Source organism: Psychrobacter sp. PSP, assembly GCF_024085615.1.
Classification (GTDB): Bacteria; Pseudomonadota; Gammaproteobacteria; order Pseudomonadales; family Moraxellaceae; genus Psychrobacter; species Psychrobacter pacificensis.
Genome location: NZ_JABLTF010000021.1, coordinates 255,410 through 275,477 on the forward strand (window position 1 = coordinate 255,410; position 20,068 = coordinate 275,477).

Annotated in this window: 13 protein-coding genes and 1 pseudogene; 5 read left to right on the forward strand and 9 right to left on the reverse strand. The window is 45.2% G+C overall.

Going from position 1 to position 20,068, the window contains the following annotated elements:
* Nucleotides 1-12: 12 nt before the first annotated feature.
* Both HL061_RS12850 and mrcB read right to left on the reverse strand, forming a co-directional pair.
* Nucleotides 13-825 carry a tetratricopeptide repeat protein gene (locus tag HL061_RS12850; RefSeq protein WP_071003527.1) on the reverse strand — a complete coding sequence of 271 codons (813 nt, stop codon included), beginning with the start codon at nucleotides 823-825 and terminating at the stop codon, nucleotides 13-15.
* Between the two features lie 46 nt (nucleotides 826-871).
* Entirely contained in the window at nucleotides 872-3,376 is a 2,505-nt protein-coding gene (gene mrcB, locus HL061_RS12855) for a penicillin-binding protein 1B (protein WP_252962913.1), read from the reverse strand.
* A gap of 437 nt (nucleotides 3,377-3,813) precedes the next feature.
* Here mrcB and HL061_RS12860 point away from each other — a divergent pair, with 437 nt between their 5' ends.
* Nucleotides 3,814-6,612: a heavy metal translocating P-type ATPase gene (locus HL061_RS12860; RefSeq protein ID WP_071003530.1), complete on the forward strand. Its 2,799-nt coding sequence runs from the start codon at nucleotides 3,814-3,816 to the stop codon at nucleotides 6,610-6,612.
* A 100-nt stretch (nucleotides 6,613-6,712) separates the two neighbouring features.
* Here the strand turns inward: HL061_RS12860 and HL061_RS12865 are convergent, their stop codons facing one another.
* Nucleotides 6,713-7,435, reverse strand: coding sequence for a Bax inhibitor-1/YccA family protein (locus HL061_RS12865; protein WP_071003531.1), 723 nt, complete (start codon nucleotides 7,433-7,435; stop codon nucleotides 6,713-6,715).
* 272 nt (nucleotides 7,436-7,707) lie between these two features.
* Here HL061_RS12865 and HL061_RS12870 point away from each other — a divergent pair, with 272 nt between their 5' ends.
* Together HL061_RS12870 and HL061_RS12875 are read left to right on the forward strand one after the other, a co-directional pair.
* Nucleotides 7,708-8,712, forward strand: coding sequence for an NAD(+) kinase (locus tag HL061_RS12870; protein WP_071003532.1), 1,005 nt, complete (start codon nucleotides 7,708-7,710; stop codon nucleotides 8,710-8,712).
* 83 nt (nucleotides 8,713-8,795) lie between these two features.
* A complete protein-coding gene (locus HL061_RS12875) occupies nucleotides 8,796-9,107 on the forward strand; it encodes a DUF1315 family protein (protein WP_071003533.1) in 312 nt (103 codons plus the stop codon).
* Between the two features lie 81 nt (nucleotides 9,108-9,188).
* On the opposite strand, the gene HL061_RS12880 is transcribed toward HL061_RS12875, so the two are convergent.
* The 5 genes and pseudogenes from HL061_RS12880 to HL061_RS12900 form a co-directional block, all read right to left on the reverse strand.
* Nucleotides 9,189-9,563, reverse strand: a complete 375-nt coding sequence (locus HL061_RS12880; protein ID WP_071003534.1) for a HopJ type III effector protein — start codon at nucleotides 9,561-9,563, stop codon at nucleotides 9,189-9,191.
* 164 nt (nucleotides 9,564-9,727) lie between these two features.
* A pseudogene (gene csrA, locus HL061_RS12885) lies at nucleotides 9,728-9,895 on the reverse strand (carbon storage regulator CsrA); the annotation flags it as partial.
* A gap of 411 nt (nucleotides 9,896-10,306) precedes the next feature.
* Nucleotides 10,307-11,593, reverse strand: coding sequence for an aspartate kinase (locus HL061_RS12890; protein ID WP_058024167.1), 1,287 nt, complete (start codon nucleotides 11,591-11,593; stop codon nucleotides 10,307-10,309).
* Between the two features lie 316 nt (nucleotides 11,594-11,909).
* On the reverse strand, nucleotides 11,910-14,582 hold the full coding sequence (gene alaS, locus HL061_RS12895; protein ID WP_071003536.1) for an alanine--tRNA ligase: 2,673 nt from the start codon (nucleotides 14,580-14,582) through the stop codon (nucleotides 11,910-11,912).
* A gap of 146 nt (nucleotides 14,583-14,728) precedes the next feature.
* Complete coding sequence (locus tag HL061_RS12900) at nucleotides 14,729-16,366, reverse strand: DUF389 domain-containing protein (RefSeq protein WP_252962914.1); 1,638 nt, start codon at nucleotides 16,364-16,366, stop codon at nucleotides 14,729-14,731.
* 364 nt (nucleotides 16,367-16,730) lie between these two features.
* Here HL061_RS12900 and HL061_RS12905 point away from each other — a divergent pair, with 364 nt between their 5' ends.
* A complete protein-coding gene (locus HL061_RS12905) occupies nucleotides 16,731-16,943 on the forward strand; it encodes a hypothetical protein (protein ID WP_071003537.1) in 213 nt (70 codons plus the stop codon).
* 159 nt (nucleotides 16,944-17,102) lie between these two features.
* Here HL061_RS12905 and HL061_RS12910 read toward each other — a convergent pair whose 3' ends face one another.
* Nucleotides 17,103-18,506: a L,D-transpeptidase family protein gene (locus HL061_RS12910; RefSeq protein ID WP_197496702.1), complete on the reverse strand. Its 1,404-nt coding sequence runs from the start codon at nucleotides 18,504-18,506 to the stop codon at nucleotides 17,103-17,105.
* A gap of 341 nt (nucleotides 18,507-18,847) precedes the next feature.
* On the opposite strand from HL061_RS12910, the gene prmB reads away from it, so the two are divergent.
* Nucleotides 18,848-20,023 (forward strand): 50S ribosomal protein L3 N(5)-glutamine methyltransferase, encoded by a 1,176-nt coding sequence (gene prmB, locus HL061_RS12915; protein ID WP_071003538.1) that lies wholly within the window; start codon nucleotides 18,848-18,850, stop codon nucleotides 20,021-20,023.
* The last annotated feature ends 45 nt before the right edge of the window (nucleotides 20,024-20,068 follow it).

Here is a 20,068-nt window from a genome sequence, read left to right on the forward strand (position 1 = left end):
AGTGAGCGGTTATTAGCGTAAAGCTCGTCTTGCTTCACTAACGACGCGTGAGTTACCTTGAGCTTGCCCTGATTGTAAAATGATTTGCCACAGCGCTCGTCTGCGACTGGCATTTTTAGAAACACTAAGGCCACGACGTGCCATCGCTTCTGCCTTACGAGGTTGGTTCTTTTTCAATGCCACTTGCGCCAGATAAAAATATACGGCAGACGACTTGGGGGCCAAGCGCTGTGCACGGGTAAAGCTGTTTTCAGCATTCGTTAATTGTCCTGATTTCAGTTGATTAACGCCTACCTGCATCAAGTTACGAAATGCAGGCAAGTTACTGTTATTACTTGCTGATTGTTGAGAGCGTTGCTGTGAGTTTTTTCTTGCCTGCTCTAGTAGATCATTGTGTGACGGTGCTGAGGGCTCAGAGATGATATAGTCATTGCGCGATGGTATGGCAATACCCAGATTAGGCTCTGTCACCACTGGAGTAGGCGGCTCAAATACAGGCGTTTCTTGGGTCAATGGGTTCGGCGACTCGAGCTTTTCGGGTGGAGTATAAGGCTCAATAGGGTATTCGTTCTCATCATCTGCTTCAACGATGGGTGCCTGAGTCACAGTGGTGGTCGATGTCACTGGCGGCTGTGATGATGGGGTTGTTTGAATAGGTGTTGTTTTCATCGCAGCTGAGCTATCTGGCGCAGTCTGGCATGCGCTGAGGCTTAGCATGCTACAAACAATGCCACCTACAACTAGAGTATTCACTGACGCAAATTTTTTCTGCCACCAAGACATTGTTTGTGTCACAGAGGCAGACTGCTGTAGAAATGAGACCATATTGAGACCTTTTTTAAATATCAGACGCTACATTTTAAAAATAATGTTAAAACCATTCAATAGCACGGTCATACCATGTGTCAGCGCGGTCTTGACCTTCATTATTTTGTCCATTACTGTCCTCTGAATCACCAGCATCAACCGCTTCACCGTTTGGGATATCTAAACCTTCGCGACGACGTTGCTCATTGATCGCGCTCTGCTGATTTTGGAATTGAGATTGCTCGCGACCACGGTCTTGTTGATACAAGCTAAGCGCGCAGCTACTGGCTTCCTCTGGTAAATGTGCTGACATGACAGGTAAGTAGCGAGCATTGGCACAACGTTCGTTAGACAGCTTGCCTGAGTTGTTCTCGAGCCACAACCATTCGATACCTTCTGGCTCTGGTAGCGCCACTGGAGTGAGTTTGAGGCGTTTCATATAATCGACCCAAACCGGTAGAGCACCAGTACCACCGCTCAAGCCAATGGGCTTGTTGTCATCACGACCAACCCAAACAACACTGACGTAGTTGCCACTGTAGCCTGCAAACCAAGCATCACGGTAGTCGTTTGTCGTGCCCGTTTTGCCGGCGAGATTCAGATTGCTGCCAAGTGATTGAGCCCGTCTGGCGCTACCGTTTGACACCACTTGTTGTAGCGCATAGTTGGTCAAAAAGTTGGTCTCAGGTGGAATACTGCGCTGAGTATTGAGTCCGGTACGCTGCAAAATACGACCGCGATCATCAATAACCGTGCGAATACTATGAATAGGTGTGCGGAAACCGCCAGTCGCAAAGACTTGGTAAATACCTAACATGTCCATCGGGCTCAGATTGACAGACCCTAATAGCGCCGATGGGTATGCTGGTATTTCTTCTTTAACCCCCATGCGTTTTAGCTGTTTGGCAAAAGTATCAACCCCAAATTCCATACCTAAGCGTACCGCCGCTTGGTTATAAGATTGCGAAAGTCCTGTGGTCAGTGGTACATAGCCATGATCACGGTTGTCATAATTCTTAGGACTCCAATCGGTACCATCATTCAGATTGACTGTGATAGGTGAGTCATCCACCGAGCTTGCTAAGTTATAACGACCACTCTCAAGCGCGGTCATATAAATGATTGGCTTCAATAAAGAGCCGACTTGACGCTTGGCATCGACGGCGCGGTTAAAGCCCGTGAACTCACTGCCACTACCAACGACAGAGACCAATTCGCCAGTCTCAGGATTGGCACTGACGAGCGCGCCTTGTAAGTCTTTAGTCTTGCTACCGCTACGGCGCAGCTCGCCCAGTTTTCTATCAACCGCCTTATCTGCTGCCAACTGAGCAATGGGGTCTAGGGTACTAATGATGATTAGACCTTCATTTTTGAGATCATCAGAGTAATAGACATCATTGAGCTCACGTTTGACGATGTCCAAAAAGTCAGGGAACTGGCTCTTGCCCTCAGCAGGCTTGTCCACGATACCGAGCGGCTGTTTTAAGGCTTTGTCATAGTCCTCTTGACTGAGCGTGCCCATTGCGAGCATGTTACCAAGCACCACGTCACGACGAGCTTTTGAATCATTTGGATTACGACGTGGGTTGTAAATACTTGGGCCTTTTGCCATACCAACTAGCATGGCTTGCTGATCTATACGCAGCTCGTTAAGTGGTTTATCAAAATAGAACTGTGAGGCCAAACCAAAACCATTGATAGAGCGATTGCCGTTTTGACCCAGATAAATTTCGTTCAAATAAGTCTGTAAAATTTCATCTTTACTATAATGCAGCTCAAGCAGTATCGCCATCAACGCCTCATTGGCTTTGCGTTTGAGGGTGCGATCAGAGTTGAGGTAAAAGTTTTTGATCAGCTGCTGGGTGATGGTCGAGCCACCTTGCCTAGCACCACCAGTAAAGTTATTGATTACGGCACGGGCGATACCGCGTATCGAGACGCCTTTATGCTCATAAAACGCGCGATCCTCGGTGGCAATCAATGCATCAATCAGTGGCTGAGGCACGTCATCTAAAGAGACAACCATTCGATCTTCGTTACTGTCTGGATAGATACCACCGATACTCACTGGCTCTAGACGAATGATGCCACTTTTGGCAGGTAAGGTGCTTTGAATAGAGTCAACTTTATTGCCAGCAAGGGTCATTTTGATGACTTGCTCAGCATCTATATCGCTTGAGCTATAGGTAAAGCCGCGCGTATGGATAAAATAAGTATTACCCGATCTATGATAAGTGCCAGTACGATCATAAGACTTGTTGCTTTGATAATTAAGCAACTCTAGCCACGTTTTCATCGTATCTCTATCGATATTGGCACCCTGATATAGCTCAAGTGGCTGTGAGTACACTTTAGCTGGAATGTCCCAGCGCTTGCCTTCAAACTTATGGGTAATGGTGCGATCAAGCTTGACCAAATACAGTGCAAATAGCACCATGCCAGCGATGATGGTAATTAAGAGAAGACTACTAAATACCAAGCCGCGCTGATGTGAAGGTAAGGCATTTATAGCAGGCTTAGATGATGGTGATAGCTTGGTATTTGGTAACTTAAAATTGGATTTTTGCACGGATGTCGCACCATTTTTGGATAAAAAACTGCCTCATAATGACGCAAATTGACAAATTTTTCAATCTATCATCGTTAGCGAGGGCATTCATTGGTATTAGACCATAAGCATTGGTACTGCCTAGGGTGATTGCTTGTAGTATAATCTCTACTAAAATACTGATACTTGTAATCAAGTATCAGCATCTTTCAATTGGGCTAATAAACGCCATGTAAGATAACAATCTATGATAAGTACCATGATGTATTTTGTATGAATCCGCCGTTGCTAGTTATTTGCTATTAGCCATTTGTTATCAATATTGTGCTACTAACAATAGTGATATTCATGTGATGAAAAGTGGCTCTGTTGCACGACGTACAGTACAGTCAATCAGAGCAAGTTTGCCTTAAATGAATGCATTTTGAGCAAGCCTGTCAAAGGAAGTAAGCGCGACTATGTCTAGTATCCCATCATCAGTATCATCTGCTACCAATCATCCTTATAAAGACAACTCCATCACTGATGGCTTGGTGCTACCCCTTGCTGATCACTGCTTCCATTGCGGTGATCCAGTGCCCAAGCCGCCGTTTCATACTGAGATTCTAGGCAAGTCGCGTGAGATGTGTTGTATGGGCTGTCAGTTAGCAGCTCAGAGCATCGTAGAGGCTGGTCTTGAGCAATATTATCTTGACCGTTCGGAGATTAACCGTACAGCAAGCTTACCGACCCAGCTGACGCGTCTTGAGATATATGATCATGACGAGATAAAGTCGCAGTTCGTATATGCGCAAGATGGGCTGTCGGTGGCGGAGCTGTCTGTTAATAATTTGCGCTGTGCGGCCTGTACATGGTTGATTGAGTCGCGTCTCGATGAGCTAGAAGGCATTAGTAAGTGTCAGGTGAATTTGACCAACCAGCGTATGCGGGTCATTTGGAATGAAGACAAGTTACCGATTAGCCGCATTTTAGCGGTCATCAATGAGATTGGCTATGATGCCAAGCCTTATCGGCAAGATACCCATGAAGCCATGCTGGCGCGTCATAACAACCAAATGCTATTGCGTCTTGGTATCGCGGCACTCGGTTCAATGCAGGCAATGATGTATGCCGTTGCGCTTTATTTTGGTGAATATAGCGACATGTTGATATTTCAGCGTGACTTTTTGCGTTGGGTGTCTTTATTTGTTAGTACGCCTGTTTTCTTTTATGCCGGTATTCCTTTCTTTACCTCCGCATGGTCAGCGATTCGTGCGCGCCAGGTCAATATGGATGTGCCTGTTAGCCTTGCTTTGATTATCACCTTCTTTGCCAGTTTATATGCCACCATTACTGGGCAAGGGGAGACATACTATGACTCCGTCAGTATGTTTATTTTCTTTTTGCTGGCAGGACGCTATATCGAACATAATGCCCGTCTAAAAGCTGCGACCATGGCCAATGATCTGGTCGTAGTAGAGCCAGTATTGGTACAAAAAGTGGCTGAAGACAAATCAGCAGCAGAGCGTATTTTACAACTGCTGAAAGAAAGTGACTCTCAACAAGGTGACGCCATCGAAAATGAGGCAAAAAAGGCATCAGATGCGACGACAGAAATGATGCCTAACTTTATGAAGGGTGTTGATGCCAATGTTCATCAGCTCACATCGGGTATTGCTCAAGATTGGCAGCAGTCACGTAATCAACAAAATGCGTTATCACAGGTAGAGGAAAATATAGCATCAAAGCAGATGGTGACGGCTCATAGCTTGCAAGTGGGTGACATTATTTTGGTTGAAGCGGGTTCTGAGATTATCAGTGACGGTATTTTGTTAAGTCCTACTGCAACAGTCTCGCAAAGCCTACTGACAGGCGAAGGTGATTTAATCATTAAGTCCCAAGGCGATTATATTGTTGGCGGTGCGCAAAACGATAGCCAGCCGTTTGAGATGTTAGTGACGGCATTACCAAAAGACAGTCAAATAGGGCTGATTGATAGACTGATGAACCGCGCCATGAGCGAAAAGCCTAAACTTGCACAGCAAGCAGATAAACTGGCACGTTGGTTTGTGGCGCGTATCTTAGTGCTATCAGTTTTAGTGTTTGTTGGCTGGTACATTGTCGATCCAAGCCAAGCTATTTGGGCAACGGTGGCAGTATTGGTTGCCACTTGTCCTTGCGCCTTGTCATTGGCGACGCCAATTGCCTTGACTGTTTCAACCAATCGTTTAGCCAGCTATGGTTTTTTGACGACGCGCGGGCATACGCTGCAAACATTGGCTGAAATTACACATGTTGCTTTTGATAAAACAGGTACGCTTACTTATGGGAAGCCAAATTTATTAAATATTGAGGTAATCGAGCCAGTAAACCAGACTGATTCTGATAACACAGCATCAACAGCACAAAAAGATAAACTATTGGCAATCGCAGCTGCCCTAGAAGTAGGGAGTCGTCATCCGATTGCACACGCGCTACTTACCGCTGCCTATCAGTTACATCTGCCACCGACGAGGGCCATGCAGCATTATCCCGCAGGCGGGGTAGAAGCTATGATTGATGACATGGTATATCGCATTGGTCATGTGAGTTTTGCGTTAGATAAAACCAGTGGCAGTGCCAATGAGGTCAATACGAACAATGATTTGAACATTGACTTGGCGGCGCAGCGTGCCAGCTCCGCCGTTGTCTTGTCGAGCCAGAAACCTGATACAAAGGAATGGCAAGCGCTGGCGTGCTTTTATTTTAATGACAAGGTACGTGATAGTACCCAATCGATGCTCGATACGCTCAAAGGTCTAGGGATTGAGTCTGTGATGTTGACGGGTGATCCAAGCCCGCAAGCGCTCGTGATGGCTGAGAGTTTAGGCATGCAGACCGCTTATAATGGCTTATCACCGACTGACAAGGTCAACCATATCCAGCAGTTGCAATCTAAAGGCGCTGTCGTACTGATGGTGGGTGATGGCATCAATGATGCGCCAGTATTGGCAGCGGCAGATGTATCCACCTCAATTGCCGGTGCTGCAGATTTGGCACAAGTATCTAGCGACAGTATTATCTTAAATGGGAAAATTGAGGCCATCACTGCGGCCAAACGTATCTCTGATAAAACCGAACGTATTATTAAGCAAAACTTCCGCTGGGCCTTGGCTTATAATAGTATCGTGCTGATACCAGCGGCTTTAGGGTATGTACCACCATGGCTTGCTGCTATCGGCATGTCACTTAGCTCATTGTTTGTGGTGTTAAACGCGCTACGCCTAAAGCGGGCTTAGTTGAACTATAGCTCTCAAAGTTTGCCCATAAAAAAACCGCCTGCAACTATCAATAGCTAAGGCGATTTTTTTTATACAGATTTACTATCGAATTATTTGATTAGTCTTGTAGATAGCTGAGCAGACGCATAAATTCGATATACATCCAAACTAGCGTGGCAAGAATACCAATGCTGAACAACCATTCGTAGTCTTCTGAGATACCCATAGCAACACCGCGATCGATATTGTCAAAATCTAATAATAGCGTAAAAGAGGCAATAACAATCACAAACAAGCTAAAGCCGATAGCGATAGCACCACCTTCAAACAAGAATGGCAAGGTTGAGCCAAATACTAGAGACAGTACCCACTGTGCTACATAAACTAGCATGATAGCGATAACGGCTGAGGTCACGATAGAACGGAACTTTTCAGTAACTTTTACCAAACCTGAGCGATACAGTCCTAGCATGACTGCTGCTGTGACGAAGGTCGCACACATTGCCGTGACTGGGACGGTTGGATACATTCTCATGAAAAATAATGAGATACCGCCCAAAAAGATACCTTCTAGCAAGGCATAAGGCACCGCCAACGTCTTTGCTTTTTGTGGTTTAAAGGTAATAAAAAGAGCAAGAACAAACGCAGCAATCATGCTACCAAAGGCTGCCATGGTAATAAAACCTTGCGATAAACCTGCCATAAGCGCATAAAAGAAAAAGCCCACACCAGTAATAGCTGATAACCCAAGTAACAGGCTGGTCTTTTGAATAACGCCTTTGACCGTCATTGGATTACCGCCGATCGCAAGTTCTGCGCGACTGACAATAGGATTGGCCATACATAAGTCCTTAATAATAAAATATAAAAATAGAGATGCTGCTACTTTAGCAAAACCGCCGTTATTGTCAACTGTGTTTGCGTGACAGCCGTTACAGCTCAACCTAGTAGTCTCAAAACCCAAGCAGACAAGCAAGCATGAGTAAGGCATCTGATATATTTTATATGGGGCCAGTTACGACAGTTAACAACGATAATTCATAAACATGCTAGTCTAAGCGCGCATTTATCGCTATTATTACCCTGTACTTCACCGTTATACCGAGTCGTTTTATGGAAAACTCAGCGCAGTCAGCAAGATTGCCACACTTACACGAGTCAGAGCTGTTCCACGCTATCAAAAATCCTGCTTTTAGGCGTATTGGCTTGATGGGCCGTGCTGGTAAACGCAGCGTCACGCGAAGTCTGGTACAGATTGCGCAAACCATCAATGAGATGAACTTGACGTTGATCATGGATGTACAAACAGCCAACTTACCAACGCTTAACCTCACAGAAGTAGAAAGAGTCAAAATCGTTAAGCGTGGCTTGATTGGTGAGATTTGCGATTTGGTCATCGTTGTTGGTGGTGATGGGTCGATATTGCATGCTGCTGAAGCATTGGCACGCTACCGTGTCCCAGTATTAGGGGTTAACCGTGGTCGTTTGGGGTTTTTGGCAGATGTAAAGCCCAACGAAGCGGCTTTTAAATTACGCCAAGTATTGATGGGCGATTATCAGCTGGATCATCGGTTTTTATTGACGATGGAGATACGAGAAGGGCGTAAAATCATTCATGAAGACATGGCGCTGAACGACATCGTACTGCATGCTGGTAAATCGGTACATATGATCGATTTTCAGATGAAGATTGATGGACATGATGTTTATAGGCAGCATAGTGATGGCCTGATAGCAGCGACACCGACTGGTTCAACCGCTTATGCTCTATCTGGTGGTGGCCCCATCATTCATCCAAGTATGGATGCCATCTGTCTGGTGCCCATGCATCCGCATACGTTATCTAGTCGCCCGATTGTTGTCAGTGGTAATAGTGAGGTCTGTATTCGTATTCATGAAGACAATCGTACGCAGCCGATGGTCAGCGCAGATGGCAAACCAAGCGTACCGCTTGAGCAAGAACAGCGCTTATATATTCGTAAGCATCCTGATAAGCTCACTTTACTGCATCCGCCTGGATTTGACTTTTATGAAGCCTGTCGTACCAAGCTGCACTGGAACGTACATGCCGAAGAATTCAGTCTGGATGTCGATGATGATATTATAGATGATGAATGAGCGTATCTATTAGAGCATGTTTTCAAATCGTCCAATAGCCATCAAAAAATATGATGAAAAAATAGTAGTGGAGAGTAGGCAAGATGGATAAACAAACAATATTAGCCAGTCTAACACCGGAAGTGGTTGATAAATTCCGCATGGCGATTGAGTTAGGTAAGTGGCCTGATGGTCGTAAAATTACCGCTGAGCAGCGAGAAACTTGCATGCAAGCGGTGATGATATGGGAGCACGAGCACCTACCACTTGCCGAGCGTACGGGTTATATCCACAAACCAGTAAAAGAGGACGGTTCTATCGTGGGCGCTGAGTGTGATGTCGAGCATGAGCATCACTATCCTAATATGCCGAACCCGAAAGGGGCGGTACAACCTGTGAAGTTTCGTAATAAATAGGACTATAAACAGTCAATAAAAAAGCCACGCTCATGAGCGTGGCTTTTTTTACTTTATTAATTATTCAATCACGACACATATTTAAATTGCAGTTGTGTCGACACTAGGACGAATGGTTAATGGATTTTTTTGCATTAAAAATCCTTGCCAGCCCCAATGCAAAAAGTTGCGAATATTAGCATGGTCAGTACCGTTAGGCGTTGCTTGCACTTTGGCATAATGTTCGCCGAATAGTTTTAGCGTGTCCAGTTGATTCAAACCGTGATGCTTAGCGAATCCAAAAATCTTTGCACTGCCTTCGTTTTCGCCCGCTGCATTATGGACCATACCGTTGACAAACGGGGCAGGCGAATAGCGATAAAAATCATCGATAAAGCTGATAACATCATTGAATCCAATGGCTTTTTTATTCAAACCATTAAGTAGAGCCGATACATCTGATTGGCGGATACTCATAAATAAATGACCTCAGAGCAGTTTAAAAAATAAAAAATATAATGCTTATGTATGCTCATTAGTCGTTGAGCATTAAGTATTATAAATTAGCGATTGAAGTAGTCTTCGTCATCGAACGACGGCGAAAAATTGCCTTGCTCAAGATGTTGCATGTGCGACTGTACAGAGCGCTCATGCTGGATACGTTGATAAATCTCTTCGCGATGTACGGCAATATCTTTAGGTGCATTCACACCGATACGTACTTGATTGCCCTTGACGCCCAATACCGTCACACTGACTTCATCGCCGATCATTAGCGTTTCGCCCACACGGCGTGTCAAAATTAACATGCGTCACACTCCTTATGTCGCATCAACAGATTATTACTCATCAGATTACTTCTCAATTGCAGAACATCACCGCAGCACTCAGTAAGTAATATATCAATAATTACCATACTCGACATTGTGCAAACCACGGCAATGATAGGTAGATTCATTTAGCCCAAATGAAAGCCCATTATAGGTGGCATAACAGATACTGTCACGGTTTTTCACAAAACTATTAGGTAAATGCTCATTTCAACTATGCTAAAAAATAAAATAGGATCTAAAAAGATCCTATTTTATTTAAGTACTGTTTTTATTTGGAGGCTATTTGTTTAAACGAAACGCTATTTATTTACATACGATGCGAAGTTTTCAATAGCGGTTAATAGATAACCATCAATGCTAAAGCTGTATTTTAACAGTTTTTTGGCATTATAGCCCAGCGATTTTGCTCTCGCCGTCTTCACGGTCAAGACCAAAGGCAGTGTGCAGTGATTTGACCGCTTTTTCTAAGTGTTGGTCTTGAATCAAAACAGATACTTTGATCTCGCTGGTCGATATCATTTGGATATTGATATTGTTCTCAGCCAATGTTTGGAACATGAGGCTGGCAACTCCTGCGTGTGAGCGCATACCAACACCAACTAGTGAGACTTTGACCACTTCGCTGTTGCCTGATATTTCTTTGGCACCAATCTCGTCTTTGACTTCTTCATTAAGCACTTTTAGCGTCTTGTCCAAGTCAGTACGATTGACCGTGAATGTAAAGTCAGTGGTACCATTATCCGAGAGGTTTTGGACAATCATATCGATTTCGATATTGGCACGACCAATTGGGCTTAAGATAGCAGAGGCGATACCAGGATGATCGGGTACACCGCGTACTAAGATTTTTGCTTCGTCTCGGTTGAATGCGATACCTGAGATGATTGCCTGTTCCATATTGTCTCCTTCGTCTATCGTAATTAGGGTGCCCACGTTGTTTTGAAACTCTTGGTCAAAGCTACCGTCAGTGTTTTCATCAAAGCTAGATAGGACGCGCAGTGGTACGCCGTATTTGCCAGCGAATTCTACTGAGCGAATCTGTAGGATTTTGGAGCCAAGACTTGCCATCTCAAGCATTTCTTCAAAGGTGATTTTTTCAAGCTTTTTGGCTTTTGAGGTTACGCGAGGGTCAGTGGTATAAACGCCATCGACATCAGTATAAATTTGACATTCATCAGCACCCAAAGCCGCTGCAATCGCAACGCCTGTCGTATCAGAACCGCCGCGACCCAATGTGGTTGCATTGCCTTCTTCATCAATACCTTGAAAGCCTGCCACAATGACGATATTGCCGGCATCTAGCTGCTCGCGTATGTTTTTATCATCGATGCTTTCGATACGGGCTTTATTATGGGCGTTATCGGTTTTGATCGCGACTTGACGACCAGTCATTGAACGCGCACCAATACCAAGCTCTTTTATCGCCATCGCGAGTAGCGAGATAGAAACCTGCTCACCGGTTGAGACCATCTGGTCGTATTCACGTGGGTCAGGGTTGTTACTGATTTGGCGTGCTAGATCAATCAAACGGTTGGTTTCGCCGCTCATGGCTGAGACCACGACCACGACTTGATGACCATTGTCATGCCAGCGTTTGACGCGTTTGGCGACGTTTTTGATGCGGTCGATACTGCCCATCGAGGTGCCGCCGTATTTCTGTACTATTAACGCCATAAAAATCTACCTATTATTCATTAATGACCTTTTATTCTCATGGATCAGTCTCAATGCGACACGTGTCCATGCGTGTATAGATAAAGCCAGATTGTAAGAGTTATGCCCTATATGTGTCATTCGTTTATTGGTACTGCATCAACTGTCATGAATGAGCAATATTGTCAAACGTTGACCTTTATACCATATCTACTGCATAACTTTAAGTATCAGTACCGCTTAGATGTATGGCGATTGGTTATAGTTGCTATAACCAATCACGTATCTTATACCCAGTAAACCAGAGTAAGGCGCTGAGTTACTGGGCTTTTTATGATTAGCTAAGCTGGGTTTCAATCCAAGCAGGTAGGGCATTGATGACCGCAGTACTGTTGTCGGACTTCGGCGCGCCGCCCTGTGCGTAGTCAGGCTTGCCGCCACCTTTACCACCAAGCTCACTGGCTAAATGACGAATGATATCACCCGCTTTGATTGTAGCAGTAACAGATTTTGCGACACTCGCGGCTAGTGCTAATTGGTCATCTTTATCACCAATCAATACAATCACACTATCAGGCAGTTTTGATTTGATATCATCCATCAGCGTACGGATGGATTTACCATCGATACCGCTTAAGGTGCTGAGAAGTACGGGCGTATCTGCAATAGTCTGCACATTATCGAGTAAGTTGGCAGCTTGAGCGCTGGCGATTTTTTGCTCTAAGCGCTCTAGTTGTTTTTCAAGCTCGCGTTGCTTATCTGCCATGGTACGCACACGCTGGGCAACTTCAGGACGTTTGACCTTTAGCTGGCTTGCCAACTCGCTTAGTTGCTGCTCGCTTTGCTGAATGTTTTTGACCGCGTTCATGCCCGTGACGGCTTCAATACGGCGAATCCCCGCAGCGATACCTGACTCGCTGGTGATTTTTAGCATACCGATATCACCAGTGCGCTGTACATGTAAACCGCCGCAAAGCTCGATAGAAAATGGCTTGCGCTGACCATCGACGATACGATCTGTACCCATGGTTAGTACGCGAACGTCAGTGCCGTACTTTTCGCCAAATAATGCCATCGCGCCTTGATTCATGGCTTCATCAATCGACATGTGTTCAATACGAGCAGGAGTGTTGGCTTGGATTTGCTCATTGACGAGACGCTCTACTCGCATGATTTCAGCAGCACTGACAGGCTTATCATAAGCAAAGTCAAAACGTAAGACGTCGCTTGAGACTAATGAGCCTTTCTGCGTGACTTCATCACCCAAGACTTCTCTTAGTGCTGCATGTAATAGATGAGTAGCAGAGTGGTTTTTGGCACTGGCTGCACGAATGCTTGAAAGCACGTGGGCATCCGCCGTTTGCTTGGGTTTGATATCACCCATGGTCACCACACCATAATGAATGATGGCTTGACCAGATTTTTTGGTATCTTGTACTTCAAAGACACCTGATTCGGTACGGATTTCACCAAGCTCACCCACTTGACCACCGCCTTCGGCGTAAAATGGCGTACGATCAAGTACCACAACGCCTTCTGTGCCTTCCGTTAAGCTATCTGCTGGGTTGCCATCTTGATAAAGCGCGTCGATGGTCACGCCTTCTTCTTCAAGTTGCTCATAACCAACAAAGACGGTTGGCGTCTCGACTTGGATGACGCTGCTGTAATCGACATCGAACTTACCTGCATCACGAGCACGTTCGCGCTGTGCTTGCATGTGCTCATCGAACTCCGCTTCATCAATAGCAATACCGCGCTCACGCGTGATATCCGCGGTCAAATCGATCGGGAAGCCATAGGTGTCGTAGAGTTTAAAGGCCGCTTCGCCAGATAGCGTATCGCCATCTTTTAGACCTTCAAGCTCGCTGGCAAGCAAACGCAGACCTTGTGCCAATGTTTTGGCAAACTGCGCTTCTTCTTTTTGAATCGCATTTTCGATCACGTTTTGTTTTTCTACTAGCTCTGGATAAGCACTGCCCATTTCAGCCACGAGCGGTGCGACCATTTTATAGAAAAACTCACTATCAGCGCCAAGCTTGTTGCCATGACGTACCGCACGGCGAATGATACGGCGCAATACATAGCCACGACCTTCGTTGCTCGGTGTGACGCCATCAGCAATCAAAAAGGCCACAGCACGGATATGGTCAGCAATGACTTTTAGTGAAGACTGCTGTTCATTGTCAATCTCTAAGATCTCAGCTGCCGCATCCATCAAATGGGTAAACAGATCGATCTCATAGTTACCATGGACGCCTTGCATGATAGCACTAATACGCTCAAGCCCCATGCCAGTATCGACACTGGGCGCAGGTAGCGGCAATAGCGTGCCGTCTTTTTGGCGATTGAACTGCATAAAGACGCAGTTCCAAATCTCGATGTAGCGATCGCCATCTTCTTCTGGCGTACCGGGCAAGCCGCCTTCTATCTCAGCGCCATGGTCATAAAACACTTCGGTGCAAGGGCCACAAGGACCGGTGTCGCCCATGGTCCAAAAATTGTCTGAGGCGTACGGTGCCCCTTTGTTATCACCGATACGAATGATGCGCTCACTTGGCAGACCAATGGTTTTGTGCCAAATATCAAAGGCTTCGTCATCAGTCTCATAAATGGTGACATACAGACGATCTTTATCAATCGCGAGCCACTGATCTGAGGTCAAAAACTCCCAGATATACTCGATACCTGCTTGCTTGAAGTAATCGCCAAACGAGAAGTTACCAAGCATCTCAAAAAACGTATGATGGCGGGCAGTGTAGCCAACATTGTCCAAGTCATTGTGCTTACCGCCAGCACGGACACATTTCTGCGAGGTCACAGCACGTGTGTAGTCGCGCGGCTCCATGCCCAAAAAGGTTTCTTTAAACTGATTCATGCCGGCATTGGTGAATAACAATGTCGGATCATTATGCGGAATCAAGCTAGACGATGAAACTTGGGTGTGCTGCTTGCTTATAAAAAAATCGATAAAGGCTTGGCGAATATCGGCTGAGCGAAATGGCTGGCTCACAGCGGCTCCTTACTGACGGATAGAATTGAGTAAATGACATAAAATAATTTTGCAAGCGATTTTAGCACAAACGCCTAAGCTCTTGGTACAAGAGTTACAACTGCTCGTTATAGTCCATTCATGATTTGCCGCTCATATAGGGTGCATCATGGTGAATTGGTCAAAATTACCGCATCAGTCTCATCAAGCTTGTCTTTGATTAATGGATCAGACTCAATGACCTGCACTGGCAAGTAGCGCAATTGCAATTTAATAGGCAAGTATTTGGGGAAGTTTTCTGCCATGTCTTTGGTAATCACATCCTCTATCTGCTGCACATCTTGTGAATTTGGACTGGTCTCACCGCGTACCACGGCACGAATGATTTGAAACGCATTATTCTTATCAAATTGTATGTTGGTCAGTACGTTACCTTGATCGATAAAATGTTCATTAATTGCTTCTTTGACATTGTTTTCAAAGGTCTGCTGCTTGGCATTGCTATTGAGGTTTAGAGTAAGATAAATGCCCAAGCCGACCAGTAACAATAGGGTGACGGCATTTCGACGGAAAAATATCAAATAGGTGCCCGATTCATAATCATCATCGACCAAGCGCCTGAAGCCTAAAAACCACAGTACCATGGCATTAGTAAACTGAATGGCAATGATGTTGGTCAGGGCCAATAAGGCAGCACCTAGCCCCATCTGTATCTCGCCATTGGCAAATAAAATGCCACTGGCCGCGAGTGGTGGCACCAAGGCGGTGGCTACAGCAACCCCAACAACGGCGACGGACAGGTGCGGAGACACCATCGCATATGCACCAGCCGTACCGCCAGCCAGTGCAATCATCAAGTCCATAGACGTGGGCTGGGTACGAGACAAAATCTCATTGGTCAGCGGTTGACCTTGATGCAATAGACCCACCACAAAGCCGACCAATATCACCAAAAATACCCCCGCTAACACGGTGAGCAACGACTTACGCAACAGTGGCATACGGTAGTCAATAATCGCTAGGGCGACACCTGTAATCGGACCGAGCATCATGGCGACCAACATCGCGCCAATAACCACTGCGGCTGAATTGGTCACCAAGCCATAACTGGCAATAATGGCTGATAGCGTGTTCATTACAAAGTACATTTTACTTGGTAGGGCGTTGGCCTCGATCGTGACACGGACTTCAGGATAGTCTATCTTTTGATCGCTAAACTGCTCGGCCACGAATTGCTTGTAGGATTCTAGCTTGGCTTCTTTTTCATCTTTGATCTTTTCTTCTTCTGACTGTTGCTTGTCGTCATCACTCTCCACATTTTCACCACTAGTGTTTGTCGTTGTAGACTCTGTGGTTAGATGATCATCGACGTCAGCAACGGCAGGATCATTTTCATGGATACTATGATCGATCGAAATGGATTCGACAGGTTGGCTAACATGAGTGTTGGGCGCTTCGGAAGTATCTGGATCTTCTTGTGTTTGATGAAAAGCCTCAGACGCTGTCTCTGATGCGTGAGCGGCTGTGTCTGCGTTTGGGCTGGATAATTCAGATTGATCTGAGTCATCATCAGGCGCGTCTAGCGTGGCAATGACGACATCAGGCTCTGGTGAGGTCATGACGATTTTTGTTTCAGAAAGCGACTCCTCTTCACTGTTTTCGGTTGCATACTCCTGTTCAGTGGTCTGTTCTGGTTCATGGGCATCATCGATCTTTCTCTCAGATGTCTCTTTTGTCATATCAGATGAAATCTGAGAAGCGGTATCTGGTTTTTTTTGTTGTGACGTATTATCAGAAGCGGTCATAGCAATTGGGCTTTATTAGTCAGATGAAATAAAACCATTATTGTAATGAAAAATAAGGGATAAGCTGTCTTTTTTTTGTGCAAAAGCAAAGTGCTAGACATGACATTGGGCAAAATAGAAAGAGGTATCGTAGTAAGGGTATGATCGAGGGGCTGAATGTAAAGTGGAATCGGAGTAAAAATTTATAGGAAATGAGTATTAATGAAGATAGCGAAATATGAGTGAGAAATACCCTTATGTTAACATGGGTTTTAGAATAAGTCAGCCAAAATGTATGAGGCTGGCGTCTATATTAAATACTTACCTTTAGTAGGGATATGGCGTATAAAGTAACTATACCCACACATAAAGTAAGGATTAAGTCATGAACTGGCCATTATTTGCTGTCATTTACATCATAGCAGGCACTGTCACCACAGGGATTGTCATCATCGGTACGCTCATTATGGGTTTCGATGAGATCGCGCATATGCAAATAGCGGTCGCAGTGGGTGCAGCGGCGTCTATTCCCATCACCATGTTCTTTGCCAAAAAAATCGGTAGCATCACTGGTAACGAAGATGGTCATAAAGCATGACGGATGATCAGATTTTGGCTTGATGCTCAGATGATGTTGGTTTTAGTAGTAAAAACGCTAAAGCGTCGCCAAACGTAAAAAAGACCTCAATAGTGAGGTCTTTTTTGGTAGTAAGTGCTGACTTGGTAATAAATGCTGATAGCGATCTAGGTTAGAGCGTTATTTAAGCTCAACGGTTGCGCCATTTTCGATATTGGCATAAACCTCAAGCACATCCCAATTGGTCAAGCGGATACAGCCATGTGAGGCTTGGCGACTGATACCTTCAGGTTTTGGTGAGCCATGTAGGCCATATGACGGTTTAGATAAGCCCATCCATACCACACCGACTGGATTGTTTGGTCCTGGTGGCAACATATGGATTTTTTTCTGAGCGCCTTCACCGACTGTGGCTTTATACCACGGCATTTTGACTTTATTGACAATCTTATAAGTACCATGTGGTGACGGCGTGTCATCACTACCAACGGTCGTTGGGTAAGTCGCTACCAGTTGGTTACCATCATAAGCATATAACGTTTTATCAGCTTTGTTAGCGACCACGCGGTTGATTCGCTTGTTTAACGCACCACGGGTATTTAGTACAGTGATGGTCTCACCAGCTTTGTATTCTTTGTTCTTATTGAGTTTATCCAAATAGCGCACATCCATATGGAAGCGCTCACCAAGCATCTCTTTGATATCCTGATAATACAGCCCTTTCATTTTTGACTTGGCTTCTGCACTAGCAGGCGTGGTGGCAAAGTTGGTATTAATATCATCATCAGTCAACGTATAAGTGACAAGCACAGGTTTGGTTGCAGGAATGTTCTTAACCAAGGCATCCCACGTTTTTTGATCCATTCTACCTGTGGTTGGCAAGCCTTTCATCGCTTGGAAGTTAGTAAGGGCTTTTTTGCTGTTCATACCCCAGCCACCATCGATAGGACCAGGAGAGGCATGGTTCCAATCGAGCAACGCTTGCATTTTGATCGTCATGGCTGAGTTGACTTTCATGTTAGGCGACCAGACAGCGTTATTGACTTGTTGTGCGTAATTTGACAAGTTTAATGTGGTATATCTCTTACCATCTTTATCTTCGATATTTTTGATGGTTGGATCATCACTGAAGTCTTGACGCTTTTCACTCTCCGGTAACTCAAAGGCGAGTGGATCAGATGAGTCGATAGAGGAGACATCGCTGGGTGCAGCGACCGCTTGGCCTTCGCTGATATCATCAGTGCTATCTGACTGCTCATCTTTACGCGTCAACTCAGCAGCGCTCATATTGTCAGCAGCGGGTGCTGGCGTGCTATTTTGAGCATCTTGCTTAGTGTTGATCAGCTGGTTCATGCTATCAACGGGTTTTGCGTTCTCTGTATTTAACTGTACAGTAGCAGCACCATCTGAGCGACTACGATTTTCTTGCACATTGAGGCTCACCTTTTGAGCAAGGCCTGGCATGGCGTTTGCTGTTCGTACTGGCAATGTGCGAGTATTATCGGCAGTGGCGGCAAGTGCGCCAACGCTGGCACTCATGGCAGCGATAGATATAGCAGTAATAATAGGCTTTATTTTCATCATATTGAATCACTTGTGGTTGCTACTAATGCGGCTATTATGCGCATAATTTGGTTGCTTCGCAAACTTTTGGTCTATCTTTTTGCATTTAGAGTGGGTTAAACGTCAACTGCTGACGTATTCGCTACAGTTGAGTAATATTTTAGCCAAAATGTGTACGGCGACAGGCAGGCTGCTTACGCAAACTCCTCATTATTTTCACTATTTTTTGTTTTAGTAAAAATGACAGTGATTGGCGCTATTTGGCGTTTACGTCTATAATGTATGATTAATTTTTTTATTAATAGATCGATTGTTAGCAACAAGCCATTTAACCTGCTAATAGTTAATCCATAAGGTGCGATATGTCAGAAGACCAAACAATGAGTGCAGAAGAGTTTCAAAACCAATACTTCAGTGATGATGAGTCTAAGGGCTTAGAAGGTGAGATGGAGTATGATCTAGAAACTGGACTTCTTGGTGAGGATGGCGAACTTGCTAACTTACATGCCGAGTTAGAAGAAGCACGCGAGCAGCTAGTGAGTATTCGCGACTTTATTCGTTTTTCCGTCACACAATTGCGTAACTATGATGTGGTTGTCGCGCAAGGCACGACCGATGAGTTTGCAGAAGCCTCAGCCATTGTGTTGCATTCGTTGTCTTTAGATTGGTCAGCCAATGAGCAGATTTTAGACTGTCGTTTGACCACGTCAGAGAAGCAGGCAGTGCTAGGACTATTAGAAGAGCGCATCGCTGAACGTAAGCCGCTGAGCTATCTGATTAACTTGTCGTATTTCTGTGATTTGCCTTTTTATGTGGATGAGCGCGTGCTTATCCCGCGCTCGCCAATCGCAGAGTTGATTCGTCAGCAGTTCCATCCTTATTTTGAAGTTACTGAACTCGCCAAACCACTGGGTGTTAGCCCGAATGAAAAGTCAGCAGTATTTTATGATCATGGCTTGGATGTGAAGCAGTTGTCGCAGCCTGAGCGTATCTTAGACTTGTGTACTGGCTCTGGTTGTATCGCAATCGCGCTTGCTACCCGTTTCGTTGATGCGTTGGTTGATGCTATCGATATCGATAAAGGCGCGCTGGACGTGGCAATGGTCAATGTCGATCATCATGACCTTGGCCATCAAGTGAACGTAATCGAGTCTGATTTGTTTGCCAAGATACCTGCTGAGAACCAGTATGAGCTTATCGTCACCAATCCACCGTATGTCGATGCGGCTATCATGGCAGATTTGCCACCTGAGTTTTTATATGAGCCTGAGCATGCATTAGCCGCGGGTCAAGACGGCTTGGATTTGGTACATCGTATTTTATTTGAAGCGCCAGATTACCTTAGCCCAGATGGTTTGCTGGTCTGCGAAGTGGGCGACAGCGAATGGGCATTAAAGCAAGCCTATCCTGAGATTCAGTTTGATTGGTTGAAGTTTGCACATGGCGGACATGGGGTTTTTGCGATTACTTATGATGAATTGGTAGCCAATCGTCAACTGTTTGCCGCTTATGTGCAACTATTAGATAGCATGCAATAGTTGAGTGTGGGTCACAAAATCGAGCATATAAAAACTGATCAGCGA